Here is a 17,228-nt window from a genome sequence, read left to right as displayed (position 1 = left end):
CCCTAGGAGAAATCCCCCGCCATTGCCATGGCGGGAAAATCAAAAACTTAACTGACCAGACTCACCGCCCGGCTCTGCTGGGTAGCTAGGGTGCCATTCAATACCTGGGCAGCGGCACGAGCGCTCTCGGGACGGGCCGAGTGGCTGCACAGGTAGTAACGCACATCCGGATAGCCGAGCAGGTCATAGGGGCTGCGCAGCGCCACCACGATCAACTTGTCAATCTCACGACTGAGCTGGCGAACCAGCGCCTGAGCCTCCCCTTGGGCAAAATCTTCCCCGGGCAGGGGATGATTTTCGGTCACCACCAAGAGCCAGCCGTCTCCCACTGCCCCAAGCTGATCCCGGGTCACGGGGCGCACCAGTCTGCTGCCGTTGTCCAGGGCCGCGAGAAAGTGATCAAACGCCGGTTCGCGCTGATTGGGGCCTATGCCACGGGGATTGGTGAGGTTGTGATAACTGGCCACCGGTGTGGCATTGAGCACATAGAGCGGCCCCTCGCCAAGCTCGGGTACCTGACGCAGCCAGGTGAGCGCCTGACTGGCGCAAGCGTTGGCCACCTTCTGGCTTGCGGCCATGTCGATGGGTTGATAGAGCGCCATGGGCACCAGCTTGGCGAGCTTGAAGGCGACGATGCGAGCCAGAGCGGCATCGATCAGTGCCTCGTCCAGATCCCCCGCCGCCACCGCGGCCATGATGCCGTGGATCATGGCGAACTGCTTGTCGAGGTAGGAGTCGCTGTGATCGTAATGCTCTTCGGAGAGCATGATCATGTTGATGCCCGCCTTGAGCGCCAGCACCGCCGCCGTGGCCGGTGAATAGTGATGAACGATGGCACCCATGTTCATGCTGTCGGAGATGATGATGCCCTCAAACCCCATCTCATCGCGCAGCAGATCCTGCAAGATGACCGATGACAAGGTGGCCGGATGATGGGCATCTATCTGCGGGTAGAGGATGTGGCTGGTCATGATCAGGTCCACTCCGGCATCGATGGCCGCCTGGAAGGGCACCAAATCCTGCTCGCGCAGCTCACTCAGGGACTTGTCGACCCTGGGGATCTCCCTGTGGGTGTCACCATGGGTATCTCCGTGACCCGGGAAGTGCTTGCCGCTACCGCAGATCCCGCCCTGGTGCAGGCCGCGTACCGCCGCCGCCGAGTGCAGCGCCACCTTGGCCGGTCGGTCGCCGAAGGCGCGGCTGTCGATGATGGGAGAACTGGGGTTGAAATTGACGTCGCAGCAGGGCCCAAGGATGCAGTTGAACCCGGCAAAGCGCATCTCCTCGGCCATGGTTTTATACATGAGTTCGGTGCCCTGCCCGCCATCAGCCACACCGAGGGCCAGGTTGCCGGGCCCTGTGGTGGATTCCCCCACCAGCACCCCCCAGGCACCCTCCTGATCCACCCCGAGCAGCAGCGGCAGACGGCTCTGCTCGGCGCCTATCTTTGCCAGATCCCGGGTCAGCTGCTGCGCCTCGGCGAAAGTATCGCCATTGTCCTGGCTGAGGTAGCAGCCCCCTAAGTTGTACTCGGCTATCATGGTACGCGCCTGCTCGGCGGACTTGCCGGGGAAGGCCAGGATGAACAGCTGACCCACCTTCTCCTTCAAGCTCCAACCGGAAATGATGCTCGCCACCTTGGGATCTATCTTCATGCTCTCGTCCTTAAGTCTCAAAAGTTAACTTACTTCTTACGCAGCTGTTTGAGCTGGCCCATGGTGAAGGTGACGGCGACGATGACGATAATGCCGCGCAGGATCAGCTGCTGATCCACGTTGAGCCCCATCAGGATCAACCCGTTGTTGACCATGCCCATGATGAGGGCACCGATGACGGAACCCACCACCATGCCCTTGCCACCAAAGAGGTTGGTACCACCGATGATGACGGCGGCGATCACCAGCATGAGATCGCTCTCTCCCAGGGTGTAGCGGGCACTCTGCAGCCGCCCCGAATAGAGAATGCCGGCAAGGGCCGCGAGAAAGCCGTTGAGCATCAGCACGTAGAGCTTGATGCGGTTGATGTTGATGCCCGAGTACATGGCGGAGATCTTGTTGCCGCCGGTAGCCAGCACCTGTTTGCCAAAACGGGTGTTGCGCAGCACAAAGGCCCCGATCACCGTCACCAGGATGGTCCAGATGAAGAGCACCGAGATGGGCCCTATGTCCCCCGAGCCGAAGATGAACACATAGAGATCGTTGTCGATGGGAATGGACTGCAGCGAGGTGGACCAGCGGGCTATGCCGGTGATGATGCCCGTGGTGCCCAGGGTCACCAGGAAGGAGGGAATGCCGACCTGGGTCACGAACAGGCCGTTGATGGCGCCTATCATGGTGCCGACCAGCAGCGCCGCCGAGACCGCCAGCAAAATGCTGTCCGTCTCTTGCAGGGTCAGGGCCGAAACGATGGCACTGAGGGCGACCGTGGCGCCGAAGGAGAGATCTATCTCGGCAGCGCTCAGCACGAAGGTCATGCCGACCGCCATGATGGCGATGGTGGCGGTCTGGCGCGCTATGTTCATCAGGTTGACGGAGCTCAGGAAGCCCTTGTCATGGAGCACCACCGAAAAAAACACGAAGATGCCGACGAACACCATGTAGATGATGTAGTCGCGCCAGTTGATACCGTTGCCCTTGGGGGCCGCCGGCAGGGTTAAATCTTTCATCCTTGACTCCTCGTTTGTCATTGAACCGCCGCCAGCAGCGTCTCTTCATTCATTCGCCGCCCTTCAAGGCAGGCGACGATGCGTCCCTTGTTCACCACATAGATGAGGTCGCAGAAGCTGGCGACCTCGGCATATTCACTGGACACGAAGATGGCGCCATTGCCGGCGGCGACATAGCTGTCCACTATCTTCATGATTTCGTATTTGGCATGGATGTCGATGCCGAAGGTGGGATCGTCGAGCAGCAGCACCTTGGCCTCGGTGGAGAGACACTTGCCGATCACCACCTTCTGCTGGTTACCGCCGGAGAGAAAGCGCACCGACTGCTCGGGACCGCTGGTCTTGACCCCCAGACTCTTGATCTGGGCACGCACCATGGCGTCCCCCTTGGGTTTGTCCAGGCTCAATCCTTGGGAGAGTCGGTCATAGGCGGCCATCAGCATGTTGTCGGCCACCGAGAAATCGAGCACCAATCCCTGACTGCGCCGCTCCTCCGGCACCATGTTGATCCCCAGGGCGATGGCTTGCTTGGGGGAGCGGATCCGCACCGGCTCGCCATTGATGCGGATCTCGCCGCCCTGAATGGGGGTCAGACCGTAGATGGCTTCGAGGATCTCGGTGCGACCGCTCCCCAGCAGCCCCGCCAGTCCCACCACCTGACCCGGCATCACCTTGAGGGAGATATCGTGCAGTTGTGAATTCGACACCCCGTCCAGCTCGAGCAGAGGCAGGGCATCCACGGCAGCTCCCGAGCGTGGCCAACTCAAGCTGGTGTCCCCCTTGCTGCCGAGCATGGCTTCGACCAGGGCTTCGACACTGGTGTTGCTGGTGTTGGTGGCAAGCACCGTATGACCGTCACGCAGCACGGTCACGGCGTCGCAAACCCGCATGATGTCGCTCAGATAGTGGGTGATGTAGATGATGGACATCCCCTGCCCCTTGAGGGTCGCTATCACCTTGAACAGCTCGTTGATCTCATTGTTGGACAGTGATGCGGTCGGCTCATCGAGCACCAGGATGCGGGCATTCTGGGCCAGCGCTTTGGCTATCTCGACGAACTGCTGCTGGCCGACGCTCAGGCGCCCCACTTCGCAGTTCGGATCCAGGTCGACACCCAGCATGGCAAGCAGGGGCGCGGCGCGGCGTACCCGGTCACGGTTGGAGATGATTGCCCCGCGCTCGCCGCCTCCCGCCAGGAAGATGTTGTCGGCCACCGACAGGGTCGGCACCAGGCTCAAGTCCTGATAGACCATGGCGATCCCCTCGGCCTGGGCCTCTTTGGGGGTCGTGAAGCGACAAGGTTTGCCAAACAGCAGTACCTCGCCACCATCCCGACCATGAAAACCGTTGAGCAGCTTGACCAGGGTGGATTTGCCCGCCCCGTTCTGGCCGACAATGGCATGCACCTCGCCACGCTTGAGGCTAAACGACACGTCCTTGAGCACCGGGATGCCGTCAAACCCCTTCTTGATGCCACTCGCCTCTATGGCGTACAGCTCCATGTGATAACTCCTTCCATGAGTGGGGCAGGTAGCCGCCTGGCGACTACCTATGGGCTTACTGGCTGAGAGCCTTGGTCACGGCGGCAGGTGGATCCCGACGCAGCGCCTGTTGCCAGGCCTCGGCCAGGTTGTCACGGGTGACCGCATCGGCGGAGACAGTGACGAAGGGGGGAGTTTGTTCCCCCAGCTTGGCGAGTGCTCCCATGGTGGCCAAGGTCTGGCCGAGATCGTAGGGCAGGTCGGTCACTATGCCGGCCACGTTGCGGCCCTTGGCCATGTCCAGGGCATTGGCGGCGCCCAAGTCCATGGTGATCACCTTGATGTCGCTGCGCCCGGCGGCGCGGGTTGCAGCCACGACCCCTTCGGCGATGGAATCCCAAGGGGCATAGATGGCCTGGATGTCAGGGTGCTGGGTGATGAGCGCCGAGGCGACAACCTCGCCATCATTGGCATTGGCGATGCCCTGCTTGGCCAGGATCTGGACGCCGGGGTGGTGCTTGGCCAGATTGGTCAGCACCGCCTGATCCCGTTGATTGGTGACGTAGTAGTTCGCCTCGTGGTAGATGAAGCCTATCTTGCCCTGCTCGCCGACCGTCCTGGCCAGCATGTCGGCCGCCAGGCCACCCATTTCGAACAAGTCATCGGTGACGATGCCGGCGTAATCCTTGCCATATTCAAAGCCCGTTGGCAGGTTGCTGATCAGCACCAGCTTGCTGCCCTGCTGAACCGCGGGACGGAAGGCGGCGGCGCCGGAGACGGGATCGACCACCAGGGTGAGAATGATGTCGGGAGCCATGGCCATCACGGTTTCCACGTCCGTCTTCTGCTTGTTGGCATTGAACTCGGCATCGGTCACGGCAACCACCTTGACGTTCAGGTCCTGGAATTTGTCCTTGGCCCCCTTGATGAGCGCGCTCGACCAGTCCGAGGTGGTGTGCATCAGGATGGCGGCCGTGTAGTTCTGCGCCTTGACCTTGTCTTGCTGGACAGTGGTGAGTGTTACCTGGGTATAAGGGGTCGGCTGTTCACCATTGGGCCCCAGGGTAGTGGTCGCCTCGGCGGCCTGAGCGCCATTGCCGAGCAGCATGGCGGCGGTCAATCCCGCCAGTAAAAAGTGTGAGCGTTTTGCCAACATGGTATTCTCCCTATATCCATTGAGTGGTTACTAGGTATTATCTAGGTGTTTTATAGCCTGTAATGAGATAAACCTCACTAAAGAGCGCGATGTTTTTGCGATGCAGCTCACAATACGTTTAATTTTTGTTAATTAATGGCAAGAAAAAACCTGGGTGCCTGGGTATTGGCTGAATGAGCCGAGCACAACAGCAGGGATGGATAAAGGTGAAATACGGGGCCCGATAACGAGATGCAGAACTGGAAGGAACATGAGTAACAAGCTGACCCCCATAGACGAGCAGGGGCTCTGCCATCAACTGCTGGCGCGCAATGATATCTATTTCATCAGCTTCGATGAGCAGGAGCAGGTGGTGGCATCCAGTTATCCGGTAGACACCCTGACCCTCAACCGGCTCGACGACCTGGTGTTCCTGGTCGGCCCTGACTACCTGAAGGCCATACGCCAGCGGATCCGGGGCAACCTGCCCGCCCTGCATTTCGAGATCCTCAACCTTGCCTTCGAGCTCTTTGCTCACGATGGGGCAAGCGGCTCCCGCAGCTGGTGTCTGCAGATCAAACCGAGCGATAGCCAGGATGCCTCCGGCATAGAACAGGATCACCGCCTCATCAACGAACTCGGCCACTCCCTGGCCGCACTCAGCGGCACTGAGGGGGCGGCCCCCGGCGAGCAGCATCAGCAGCTGATCGCCCGCCACCTGCCCGAAGTGGAACAGAAACTGGCCCAGATCCAGGATCCGGCCCTGAAGATGTGCCTGGAGCTGATCCGCACCAGCATGGAGAAGAGCCTGCGCAGCCTGCAGGAAGAGGGCAACCAGCGCCTGCTGGAAGTCCTGACACCCTCGGAGATGCAGGTGGCCGAGTTTATTCGCAGCGGCATGTCCAGCCAGGAGATCGCCAGCGCCCTCAATGTGGCGCGCAAGACGGTGGAGAACCATCGCAACAGCGTGCGTATCAAGCTGGGTCTGGCCAATCGCGGGGTCAATCTGCGCAACTATCTGCTCAGCCTGGAGAAATAGCCTGCTGGGCAACTGATACAACCACCCGCTTCGTCTGAAAAATAACCCTATGATGGGCGTCAGCGCATAAGGAAAGCACAATGCAACAAGTCGTTTATGTCGCCAATCCGGTCAGCGGATTGATCCATGTCTTTGCGCTGATGGAGGATGAGCTGGTGCCACTGCAACAGGTGCAGACCGGGGGTGAAGTGCAACCGCTGGTCATCAGCCCGGACAAGCGCTGGCTCCATGCGGGGGTGCGACCTGACTTCATGGTGCAGAGCTATCCCATCCAGACTGATGGTCGACTCGGCGAACCGAGCTCGGCTCCCCTCGCGGGCAGCGCCTCCCACACCTGCACCGATGCGCAGGGCAGACTGTTCTTCGCCGCCTCCTACGCCTTCAACCACGTCAGCGTGTCCCCCATGAATGCCGCCGGTCGGGTGCAAGCGCCCCACCAGCGTATCGACGAACTGATGGCCGCCCACTCGGTGACCCTGCTGACCGATGATCAGGGTCATCAGGAGCTGCTGGTCGCCTGTCTCAAGGAGGATCTCATTCGCCGCTTCACCCTGGGTGACGATGACCTGCTGGCCCCCCATCCCCTTGGCGACATTCACACCGCAACCGGCGCCGGGCCACGTCACCTGGCGCAACACCCGACCAATGGCGATATCTATTGCCTGAACGAGCTCGATGGCACCCTCAACCGCTATCACAGAGAGGCGGATGGGCACATCCGTGCGCGGGAGAGTCTGGACATGCTGCCGGCAGGCTATGAGGGCAATCGCTGGGGAGCTGACATCCATTCGACGCCGGATGGGCGTTTCCTCTATACCAGCGAGCGTGCCAGCAGCCTGCTCACCCTGTTCGGTATAGACCAGGAGACCGGCGCCCTGACCCCCTTCGCCCACTTCCCGACCGAGCCGTGCCCCCGTGGCTTTGCCATAGACCACAGCGGGCACGCGCTGATTGTGACCGGGCAGGATTCCCAGGATGTGGCCCTGCACCGCATCGCGCCAGCGACGGGGCAATTGAGCCTCGCCTCCCGCCAGCCGGTGGGCAAGGGGGCCATGTGGGTGAGGGTATTGAACCTCGACGGATGCCCCGCCTGAGCGCCCGAGGCTCACGCGGCCTCAGTCGCCACAAAGACAGGCGGCGCTCAGATCGAGCGCCGCCAGCGGGAAAGATCAGCCAACCCGGCGACTACTTGCCGTTGAGATCATCATCCGGCCAGTATTTATAACCCTGCATGGTGGCCTGCACCGCGACCCCCTGCTCAGTGAGCTGGTACATTTTCACTTTCTGGAAGTCGGCATTGGCCGCCTCGCTGACTACCACTTTGCCATCATCGGCCGACTTGGCAGCCAGATCTGCCTGGGCGCTCGCATCGAAGCCGGTCGTGATGAAGCGATCCAGCGCTGTTGTGTCGTTGAAGATGATCAACGCCTGGAATTTCTTGATCCCCATGCCTACCCCCATCCCCGCCGTAGCCATATTCATATAGGTGTCACGACCGGTACGATTGTCACGAAGCACGCCATAGCCGCTGCCCGCGCTGAGCAGCAGCAGGTTGTTGTTCACATTGGTAAAGACTGCATAGCCCTTGGATCTCGTCACTTCCTGCCTGATGTTGGGATCCTGCCCATACAAGGTGGATAGCGCCTGTTGACGCATCTGTTGAATACTATTGCGCTGCTCGGCCGGGGTATCCCCCTTGGCTCCGCAGCCAGCAAGCAGCAGCACCGCTAAAATCTGAATCCATGGACGCATATCATTACTCCTTCCTATCTCACCTGCGGGATGGCCAGAGCGCCCTTCTCCCATGCCAGCATGGCGTCGGAGACAAACTGACCTCTTGTTAACCACCACTTCCCCTCTAACCTTTGGTCACCTCGCTCAAAAACTCGGTCAAGCGCTGCCAGGATTTGGCATCGGCGTCGGCACGATAATTGGGGCCGCCAAAGACGCTGAAAGCATGGGGGGCACCGCTGTAGCTGGTCGCCTCATGGGTCACACCGGCCGCCTCCAGCTCTCCTATCAACGTGGCAAAATCTTTCAATGAAACCGACTGATCCGCGCTGCCATGCTGGATAAGCAGGCTCGCCTTGGTCTGTTTGTAGCCCTGCTCGGGGGGCGTGGTCAGGCCGCCATGAACGCTCACTATACCCTTGAAATCGGCGCCACTGCGGGCGAGCTCCAGCACGGCTGCGCCGCCAAAGCAGTAACCCAGCGCCACCACATTGTCGAGACGCCACCCCAATCGCCGTGCCTCGCCCAGCGCCGCCATCAGCAATTTGCGCATCCTGGGTCTGTCCTGATAGAGGGCCCCGGTGAGTCGCTTCTTCTCCTCCATTTGGGTCGGGCGCACACCGGCACCAAACAAGTCGACGGCAAACACGTTATAACCCAGCGCCGCCAGCATCTCGGCGCGTTTGACCTCATAGTCGGTCAGGCCGTCCCAGTCATGCACCAGCAGCACCAGAGGAGCCTGCTTGTCGCTGCCAAGGTAGAACCCCTCGAACCCTTGACCATCGACGTCATAACTGACCGGGCCCGCCTGACTCGCACCGCCCCATACCAGCCCGAACAGTGCCAGAATCCATGCCATCTTCATCGCCTTCTCCTTGTTAGCCCATTGCAACTCACTGCGCCCCTGATTGTAGCCGCTCAAAGAACAAGCCCGCGGGCCTTGAGCCCTTGCCGTCCCGGCCAATAGAAAGAGGCCACCCCGGGGTGGCCTCTCGTGCGCTGTCTAGCAACGGACGCTGGCTTAATCCTTGGCCGACGCCATCGCCCCCTCCTGCGAGTGGGCGGGCAGGATCAGGTTGAGGAGGATTGCGGCAATGGATGCCAGGCCCACACCGGCCAGGGCGAAGTCACCAATCTTGAGCTCGAGCGCCCCCACCCCGACCGTCAGGGTCACACCGACGATGGCGATGTTGCGAGCCAGACCTAGATCGACCTTAGACTCAATCAGAGTCTTGAGACCGATGGCAGCAATGGATCCGAACAGCAGCAGCATGATGCCGCCCATGACTGGCATGGGAATGGAGGTGAGCAGGGCGTTGAACTTGCCGAAGAAGGCCAGAATGATGGCAAACACCGCAGCCCAGGTCATGGTGACCGGGTTGAAGTTGCGGGTGATCATCACGGCGCCAGTCACTTCGGCGTAGGTGGTGACGGGAGGGCCACCGATGAAACCGGCGAAGCAGACACCGATGCCGTCACCGGCCAGGGTGCGATGCAGGCCAGGATTCTTGGTGTAATCCTGGCCGGTCACGCCGCCGATGGCGAGTACGCCACCGATGTGCTCTATGCAAGGCGCGATGGCAACCGGCAGCATGAACAGCGCCGCAGCCCAGTTGATTTCAGGTGTCTCGAAATGAGGCAGCGCCAGCCAAGGCGCATTGGCCATGCCCTCAAAGCTCACCTGCCCCATCAAGATGGCCGCCACGTAGCCGGCAACCACACCGGAAAGGATGGGGATCAGTTTGATCCAGCCCTTGCAGAACACGGCGGCGATCAGGGTGACCGCCAGGGAGATACCCGCCAGGATGAGGGCGGTGTTTGGTTCTACGACCTGGTCACTACCGGCACGACCCATGGCCATGTTGCACGCGACCTGGGCGACGGAGAGACCAATCACCATGATAACCGGGCCAATGACCACGGGGGGCAGCAGTTTGTGTACAAACCCCATGCCTCGTATCCGAATAAGCCCTGCCAGGATGAAATACATGAAACCGGCGGCGAACAGGCCGAACATGGTGGAGGGCAGACCCCAGGTCTGGGTGGCATAGATGATGGGAGCAATGAAGGCGAAGCTGGAACCGAGGAATATCGGCACCTGACGGCGGGTGCAGAGCTGGAACAGCAGGGTTCCCACACCGGCACCGAGCAGGGCCATGGCGGGATTCAAACCGGTGAGCAGGGGCACCAGCACCATGGCACCGAAGGCGACAAACAGGATCTGCAGCCCGGCGACACTTTGCTTGACTAAGGAAAACATGAGCGTCCTTACGATTTTGACGACTGAAGGTGATATTTCACACTTTTCAATCATCACTACATATTTTCAAGGCAGGGTTGACACAAAAAAGCATCAACTTTTACCTTTTACTGCTTGGGGAGGGCGTGAAACTAACCTTTTAGGCGGGATTCGTTGCTACAAGCATCGAGGATGCGATTTTACGCACATTTCTGGCAAATTCCAATCGTTTGCCTAGGGGATAAATTTTTATTTGTCTATTTTGCGAGCCTAAAAAGAAACAGGCGACCCCAAGGTCGCCTGTTTTGACACGGATAACGCCTCTATACACGGCGATAAGGCAGGTAAGTCGGCTCCCACATATGGTTGAGGATGTGCTGTTCCAGATCCTGGCCAATCAGCGGATGGGTCGGATCCCGGCGCACTATGTCTTTGAGCACGGCGGTGGCAACCCGCACCGAGATGGCGCGCAGGTCGCGGATCGGGGGGAAGACGGTACCCCGCGCCAAGTCGGCTTCACTCACGCACTCGGCCAGGGCGAAGGCGGCCGTGGTGAAGATGTCGGCGCCGAGCTCCTTGATTTGGCTGACGATGGCCGCCAGCCCCACCCCAGGGAAGATGAAGACGTTGTTGCCCTGACCGATGCGATAGCGCTCCCCTTCATACTCGACATCGGCAAAGGGACTGCCGGTGGCGACCACGGCGCGCCCCTGACTCCAGCGATAGACATCCAACGGCAGCGCCTCGCAATTGGCGGTCGGGTTGGAGAGGGGGAATACCATGGGCTTGGCCGAATGCTCGAGCATCAGCTGGATATGTTCTTCCTTGAAGGCACCACCCACACCGCTGGTGCCAAGCAGTACGGTCACCGGCACATGGCGCAACACGTCGGTGAGGCTGGCTCGGCCAGGGACCTCGGTGTCCCACTCGGCCAGCAGGGTGCCCGACTTGGCGTAACGCCGCTTGTACTCATCGAGCCCTTCACGGTTGTCACACACCAGCCCCTGGGTATCCAGGATATAGATGCGATCGCGCGCCGCCTGGGGATCAAGTCCCTCGCGAATGAGGCCTGCGCAGATCTGATCCGCCACCCCGACCCCGCCGGCTCCGGCGCCATAAACCAGATAGTTCTGCTGGCCCAGGGTCTCCCCCTTGACCTTGACCGCCCCTATGATGCCGGCCAGCACCACGGCCCCCGTGCCCTGAATATCATCATTGAAGGAGGGTTGTGTCTGCTGGTAGCGGGCCAGGTTGTTGAAGGCATTGGACTTGCTGAAATCCTCCCACTGCAGCACCGCATTGGGGAAGTGGCGCTGTACCCCGGCGACGAACTTGTCGATGAAGTCGTCATACTCCTTGCCACGAATACGCTTGTGGGGCTGCCCCAAGTACATGGGGTCGTCCAGCAGCGTCTGATTGTCGGTGCCCACATCCAGAGCAATGGGCAGGCAGCAAGCCGGATGAATACCGGCGGCCAGAGTATAGAGGGAAAGTTTGCCGATAGGGATGCCCATGCCGCCCACCCCCTGATCGCCGATGCCAAGAATGCCCTGGCTGTCGGTGACCACTATGATGCGAATGGCCTTGCCATCGAAATGGCGCGCCTGGGAGCCCATGTCCTCGACATTTTGCGGGGTGATGTAGAGGCCGCGCGCCTTCTGGAAGCGGTGGCTGAACTCCTGACACGCCTTGCCAACGGTCGGGGTGTAGATGATGGGAGTCATCTCCTCGACGTGCAGGGAGAGCAGGGCATAGAACAGGGTCTCGTTTCTGTCTTGCAGCGCGCGAAGATACTGATACTTCTCTATGTCGCTGCAGGCACTTTGAAAGCCTTGATAGACCCGCTCCAGCTGGGCTTCGAAGGTCTGCACCTGAGGCGGCAGCAAGCCGTCCAGATCAAAGTCAGCCCGCTCCTGTTCGGTGAAGGCCGTACTCTTGTTGAGATAGCGGTTGTTGAGCAGGTCGGTGCCGGTGAGGGAGACGGGGCGAAAAGCATTGCCTTCTGCATCTTTCCAGAGCAGATATTGTCCAGTAGCCATAGTCATTCTCTTTAATACGTGGGAAGCGCCATTGCGGCGAAGGAGTGAGACGCACAATACGAACAATCATATAACTTTTGCCCCATGCTTTTTGTGAAGCCGGGCATAAAGTCGCTTACCCCTCCCCGCCCTCCCATCCGGCAAACTCTGTTCAGCGACTAAGCTCAAGGTGCCCGGCCCGGGCTGCCTGACAGGGTGCCCATGACGACCCCAGGCGGATCAGAACGCTTGCCCCACGGCAAGCGCGCCATCAGCGGCAAAACACCTTATGGCGGCACGCTGTTCCTGCCCCGGCCACCAGGCTCAGATGCCAGGCCATTGACTTTAAGGAGCCCAAATGGGAAGCAATCGACTGGAAGCGTTCAGTGACGGCGTCATCGCCATCCTGATAACCATCATGGTGCTGGAACTCAAGGTGCCTCACGGCGCCAGCTGGCAGGCTCTCACTCCCCTGCTGCCCGTGTTCCTGAGCTATGTATTGAGCTTTCTCTACCTGGGCATCTACTGGAACAATCACCACCATATGCTCCACACCTGCCGTCGCATAACAGGCCCCATTCTCTGGGCCAATCTGCACCTGCTGTTCTGGCTATCCCTGATCCCCTTTGCCACCGGCTGGATGGGGGAGAACCACTTCGCCAGCCTGCCGACTGCGCTCTATGGCATGGTGCTGCTGATGACGGCCATCGCCTACTTTATCTTGCAAGCGTTGATCATTGCCTCTCAGGGGGCCAACTCACTGCTCAAGCGGGCGCTTGGCGGCGACTGGAAGGGCAAGATATCTGCTTCCCTCTATTTTTGCGCCATAGCGGCCGCCTTCTGGGCCCAGTGGCTGGCCCAGCTCCTCTATCTGCTGGTCGCCCTGATCTGGCTGGTGCCGGATAGCCGCATCGAGCGCATACTGGCAGATAGCGAGACGACATGACGCCCTCCCAAACTCGCCATCCATCATTATCAAAGGGAGCCCGCTCGCCCTTTGTCCTGAAAAGTCACCCGCCACCGTCAGGGGCCGAGGCCATCGAGATTGACCTGGATCACCGCGGGACGGGGCATATCCGGTTATAAATGCCGTTGCCCTGATGACCCGCCTGACGCAAGATAAAAGCCGCGCCCAAGTGGTTCGCAGCCGCTGTCGCCTCGCCGCTGCCAGCGGCTGTGGTGCCCCGACGGGCCCGCGGCCCGACTCACTTTCACCCAGTCTGATAGAGCGACATGACGCCAGAAATCGAAACCAACACTGATAACGTCCCCGTCTCTGCCGTGATCCTGGCCGGTGGCCGCGCCACCCGCATGGGCGGCGAGGACAAAGGCTGGGTGCCTCTGGCGGGCCAACCGCTCATCGAGCATGTGCTGGACAGGTTGCGACCCCAGGTGGACGAGGTACTGATCAACGCCAACCGCAATCAAGCACGCTACCAGGCCCTGGCCCCCGTCATCGAGGATGGCAACCACGACTTCCTGGGGCCCTTGTCCGGTATGCAGGCAGGCCTTGCGGCCGCTCGCCACGATTGGGTACTGTTCGTCCCCTGTGACGGGCCTGCGCTGCCGCTGGATCTGATGAGCCGTTTTCGGGCCGCACTGACGCCAGCCACCGAGTTGGTGGTGGCCCATGATGGCAGCCATCTGCAGCCCGTGGTCGCTCTGCTGCACCGCTCCTTGCTCCCTTCCCTGCAACAGGCGCTGGCAACGGGGGAGCGCAAGACTGGCCGCTGGTTTGTCCGACACCAGATGGTGGCAGTGAGCTTTGTCGATCAGCCCGATGCCTTCATCAATCTCAATGACAGTGTCGAGCTGGCCGCCTATGAAACGCGTCTGCTGCGCGCGAACGCCCCCTTGGCGGGAGGGACGCGGTCATGACAGTCACTCCGCTCCCCTTACTTGGTTTCGTGGCCTGGAGCGGCACCGGCAAGACCACATTGCTGGAACGGCTCATTCCCCTCCTGAATCGGCGCGGTCTGCGACTGGGGGTACTCAAACATACTCATCACGACTTCGACATCGACCAGCCGGGCAAGGACAGCTATCGCTTGCGCAAGGCCGGTGCCAGTCAGGTGATGGCCGCCTCCAGCATGCGCCATGCCCGCATCGTCGAAACCCCGAACGGGGAAGCCCGCTTTTCCGATCTGCTGGCCAGCTTCGATTGGGAGATACTCGATCTGCTGCTGGTTGAAGGCTTCAAGCATCAGCACTTCCCCAAGATAGAGCTGCATCGCGGCGCCATTGGCCGACCACTGCTGTTCCCGGATGACCCGGATATAGTGGCGCTGGTGAGCGATACCCCCAAAGACACAGCCCTGCCCCAGTTCAACGTTGACGATCTGCCCGCCATTGCCGACTTCATCTGTGCCCGGTTGACCGTGCCCCGCGGTGACGATGGCAAGGCGCCATCGCTGGCAGCGCCCCATGATGCCCGCTCAGCAAACCAGGGCATTCATCGGCAGCCGCTGCGCCTCATGGCCCGGGTCATGACAGACATCCCGGGCCAATGCACAGGGGAGCAGCCAGGCCATGCCACGCAGGACGCCAGTGGTACCCTGCAAGTAGAGCCTGCCAGTGCCCTGCTCGCAGCCAACTGCCTCATCGAGACAGACCCGGCCCAATCGACCACCGGGGTAGGCGAGCGGGTATGGATCCACCCACTCCCATGACCCATGGCCTGAAACCGGCGATGCGGCCGAGAGAGCGTATCAATCTGACCATGAGACGATGCCCTTGCGCCTGAATGCCCCCTCTCCCGACTCGATCTCTTGATCTATGGCCGCTACCGCCTGGTGCACGGCCTGCGCATTGCACTGGCCTTCACCCTCACCTTCCTGCTGACCCGTGAACTCAAGCTGCCGGAGAGCACCTGGCCGCTCATCACGCTAGTGGTGGTGATGGGTCCCATCTCCTTCTGGGGCAATGTGTTGTCACGGGCCCTGCAACGGGTAGTCGGCACCATCTTCGGGGCGGCCTGTGGCGTGGTGGCGCTCTATCTGGAGCTCTACTCCCTGCCGCTGACCCTGATTTGGTGCAGCTGCATCATGTTTCTGTGCGGCTATCTGGCACTCGGCAAACGCCCCTACGTCGGCTTGCTCATCGGCATCACCCTTGGCGTCACCATGGGGGCCATGCCCGGCGACATAGAGACGGCGCTGTGGCGCAGCGGCGATGTGATCCTCGGCTCCCTGCTGGCGCTGCTGTTTTGCAGCATCTATCCCCAGCGCGCCTATAGCCACTGGCGGCTGCAGATGCATGACACCCTGCTCCAGGCACATCGCCTCTACCACACCCACCTCTCCCCCAATATTCTGGAGCGGCCAAAGCTTGCCCAGAGCCACTCCCGGCTGCTCTCCAAAGTGGTCAGTCTGCGCCCCTTGCTGACCCCCGCCGTCAAGGAAACCCGTCTGAACAGCAGCCTGTTTGAAGCTATCCAGACCTCAATGCGCAACACCCTCTGCATCCTGGAGATGCTGGCCAACACCTATTGGAGTGATCGCCAGAGCCACTTCCTGATGCAGAGCACCCCGGCGCTGCGTGACTGTCAGCGGGCCACCGAAGCGGCGATCACCCAGCTCGCGCTCATGCTCAAGAGCGGTGAGCTGCAAGAGGCCGAGCACGCCATCGCCCTGCTACATGATGCAGCAGCCCAGGTTCGGGGGAGTGGCGAAGGAGACGCGGCCATCAACGGCTACCTCTGGCTCAACCGCCAGCTCATCGATCAGCTCAGCCACTTGGGGCGCTTGCTGGGGCTGGTGCTGCAGCCATACGCCAGCCCCTCGGCGCGAAAATGAAAAAGCCCCGCAGAAGCGGGGCTGGTCAGCGAGTAGGGATTGATGACGGGATCAACTCGCCTGCGGCTGTTCAGGGCTGAGGTAGATGGAGAAATCCTGGATCCCCGCCTGCAAGGCGGCGAAACAGTCGGGATCGATGGCACTGCCCAGACTCTCCTCCATCATGGCCAGCGCTCTAGGCACCGGAATGGCATCCCGATAAGGACGCTTGGCAGTGATGGCATCGAAGATGTCCGCTGTGGTGATGATGCGGGTCTCCAGGGAGATCTGATCTGCCGTCAGCCCCTTGGGATAACCCTGGCCGTCGAGACGTTCATGATGAGCACCCGCCACGCTGGCCAGCTCGCCGAAGGCGCCGATGCGCCCCAGTATCTCTTCTGTGTAGGCGGCATGCATCTGCACCGCTCGCCACTCCTGCGCATCGAGCTTGCCCGGCTTGTCGAGCACGGTATTGCTCACCCCCAACTTGCCGACATCATGGAGCAAGGCGGCTCGCTTTAGCCAGCGCCGGCGGGGTTCTGGCAGGCCTAGCTGGGTCGCCAGAATATCGGCATAGAGCGCGACCCGGCTGCTGTGTCCTGCGGTGTAGGGGCTCTTGGAGTCCACGACCTGACCGAATGCGGCGGCGATCTCGTCCAGATAATCCTCATCCAGCGTCACCTCGCTCTCCCCGGCCGGGTGGCCAAAGACCCGATCACTTAGCTCGGGCGAGGCCAGCCCCTGCCAGAAAACGTCATCGGCCAGTTGTTCAAAACAGAGCACCAGGGCTGGGTCGAACCAGGTACCACTACGCGAGCGGATCTCGGCCAAGGCAGATGCACTCCCCGCCGAGGCATGGAACACATCCACCACCTGACAGAGCAAGGCTATCCGGGAAAACAGCGGGATCGCAGATCCCGCCAGCCCCTCGGGGCGTCCTTTGCCATTCCAGTGCTCATCGAGAGAGAGGATGCCATCGGCGACCCCATCACTGAAGCGCAATTGACGTGCTATCTCGGCGCCGCGATGACAACGGGTATGGATCAGCTCATGGGCTATCTGGTCGCCGTTGCGAAAGATGTGAAACAGGCTGCGAAAGCGCCAAGCAGGTTGGCCTCCAGCCCGGTATGGCCGAGACACAAAATTG

13 protein-coding genes and 2 pseudogenes are annotated in these 17,228 nt (G+C 60.8%); 6 read left to right on the top strand and 9 right to left on the bottom strand.

Going from position 1 to position 17,228, the window contains the following annotated elements:
- Window positions 1-47: 47 nt before the first annotated feature.
- From G113_RS11895 to G113_RS11880, 4 genes are read right to left on the bottom strand one after another with little or no spacing between them, the layout of a single operon-like run.
- Entirely contained in the window at window positions 48-1,655 is a 1,608-nt protein-coding gene (locus G113_RS11895) for a glycoside hydrolase family 3 N-terminal domain-containing protein (RefSeq protein WP_005902317.1), read from the bottom strand.
- 29 nt (window positions 1,656-1,684) lie between these two features.
- The gene (locus G113_RS11890; protein WP_005902315.1) at window positions 1,685-2,665 is read right to left on the bottom strand and encodes an ABC transporter permease; all 981 of its coding nucleotides are present in this window, start codon (window positions 2,663-2,665) and stop codon (window positions 1,685-1,687) included.
- Between the two features lie 17 nt (window positions 2,666-2,682).
- Window positions 2,683-4,167 carry a sugar ABC transporter ATP-binding protein gene (locus tag G113_RS11885; RefSeq protein ID WP_005902313.1) on the bottom strand — a complete coding sequence of 495 codons (1,485 nt, stop codon included), beginning with the start codon at window positions 4,165-4,167 and terminating at the stop codon, window positions 2,683-2,685.
- Between the two features lie 55 nt (window positions 4,168-4,222).
- On the bottom strand, window positions 4,223-5,302 hold the full coding sequence (locus tag G113_RS11880; RefSeq protein WP_005902311.1) for a substrate-binding domain-containing protein: 1,080 nt from the start codon (window positions 5,300-5,302) through the stop codon (window positions 4,223-4,225).
- A 250-nt stretch (window positions 5,303-5,552) separates the two neighbouring features.
- Here G113_RS11880 and G113_RS11875 point away from each other — a divergent pair, with 250 nt between their 5' ends.
- Window positions 5,553-6,320 (top strand): helix-turn-helix transcriptional regulator, encoded by a 768-nt coding sequence (locus tag G113_RS11875; protein WP_005902309.1) that lies wholly within the window; start codon window positions 5,553-5,555, stop codon window positions 6,318-6,320.
- Between the two features lie 80 nt (window positions 6,321-6,400).
- Window positions 6,401-7,414: a 6-phosphogluconolactonase gene (pgl, locus tag G113_RS11870; protein ID WP_005902307.1), complete on the top strand. Its 1,014-nt coding sequence runs from the start codon at window positions 6,401-6,403 to the stop codon at window positions 7,412-7,414.
- 91 nt (window positions 7,415-7,505) lie between these two features.
- Here the strand turns inward: pgl and G113_RS11865 are convergent, their stop codons facing one another.
- From G113_RS11865 to G113_RS11850, 4 genes are all read right to left on the bottom strand, one after another.
- The gene (locus G113_RS11865; protein WP_005902305.1) at window positions 7,506-8,072 is read right to left on the bottom strand and encodes a lipid-binding SYLF domain-containing protein; all 567 of its coding nucleotides are present in this window, start codon (window positions 8,070-8,072) and stop codon (window positions 7,506-7,508) included.
- A 106-nt stretch (window positions 8,073-8,178) separates the two neighbouring features.
- Window positions 8,179-8,916, bottom strand: a complete 738-nt coding sequence (locus tag G113_RS11860) for a dienelactone hydrolase family protein (RefSeq protein ID WP_005902303.1) — start codon at window positions 8,914-8,916, stop codon at window positions 8,179-8,181.
- 156 nt (window positions 8,917-9,072) lie between these two features.
- On the bottom strand, window positions 9,073-10,311 hold the full coding sequence (locus G113_RS11855) for a uracil-xanthine permease family protein (RefSeq protein ID WP_005902300.1): 1,239 nt from the start codon (window positions 10,309-10,311) through the stop codon (window positions 9,073-9,075).
- Between the two features lie 302 nt (window positions 10,312-10,613).
- Window positions 10,614-12,329, bottom strand: coding sequence for an NAD-dependent malic enzyme (locus G113_RS11850; protein ID WP_005902298.1), 1,716 nt, complete (start codon window positions 12,327-12,329; stop codon window positions 10,614-10,616).
- 337 nt (window positions 12,330-12,666) lie between these two features.
- Between G113_RS11850 and G113_RS11845 the strand changes: the two genes are divergently transcribed.
- The 4 genes and pseudogenes from G113_RS11845 to G113_RS11830 all read left to right on the top strand — a co-directional run bounded on the left by G113_RS11845 (window position 12,667) and on the right by G113_RS11830 (window position 16,102).
- On the top strand, window positions 12,667-13,254 hold the full coding sequence (locus tag G113_RS11845) for a TMEM175 family protein (RefSeq protein ID WP_005902296.1): 588 nt from the start codon (window positions 12,667-12,669) through the stop codon (window positions 13,252-13,254).
- Between the two features lie 287 nt (window positions 13,255-13,541).
- Complete coding sequence (gene mobA / locus G113_RS11840) at window positions 13,542-14,186, top strand: molybdenum cofactor guanylyltransferase MobA (RefSeq protein ID WP_005902295.1); 645 nt, start codon at window positions 13,542-13,544, stop codon at window positions 14,184-14,186.
- Window positions 14,183-14,674, top strand: a pseudogene (mobB, locus tag G113_RS22075) (molybdopterin-guanine dinucleotide biosynthesis protein B); the annotation flags it as partial. The gene mobA and the pseudogene mobB, both read left to right, overlap by 4 nt.
- 402 nt (window positions 14,675-15,076) lie before the next feature.
- The gene (locus tag G113_RS11830; protein WP_005902291.1) at window positions 15,077-16,102 is read left to right on the top strand and encodes an FUSC family protein; all 1,026 of its coding nucleotides are present in this window, start codon (window positions 15,077-15,079) and stop codon (window positions 16,100-16,102) included.
- Window positions 16,103-16,153: 51 nt separating this feature from the next.
- Here the strand turns inward: G113_RS11830 and G113_RS11825 are convergent.
- Window positions 16,154-17,228 (bottom strand): annotated as a pseudogene (locus G113_RS11825) (HD-GYP domain-containing protein); the annotation flags it as partial.

The organism is Aeromonas molluscorum 848, from assembly GCF_000388115.1.
GTDB lineage: Bacteria > Pseudomonadota > Gammaproteobacteria > Enterobacterales > Aeromonadaceae > Aeromonas > Aeromonas molluscorum.
The sequence above is the reverse complement of the archived record's forward strand: the minus strand, read 5'-3'. Positions and strand labels throughout refer to the sequence as shown.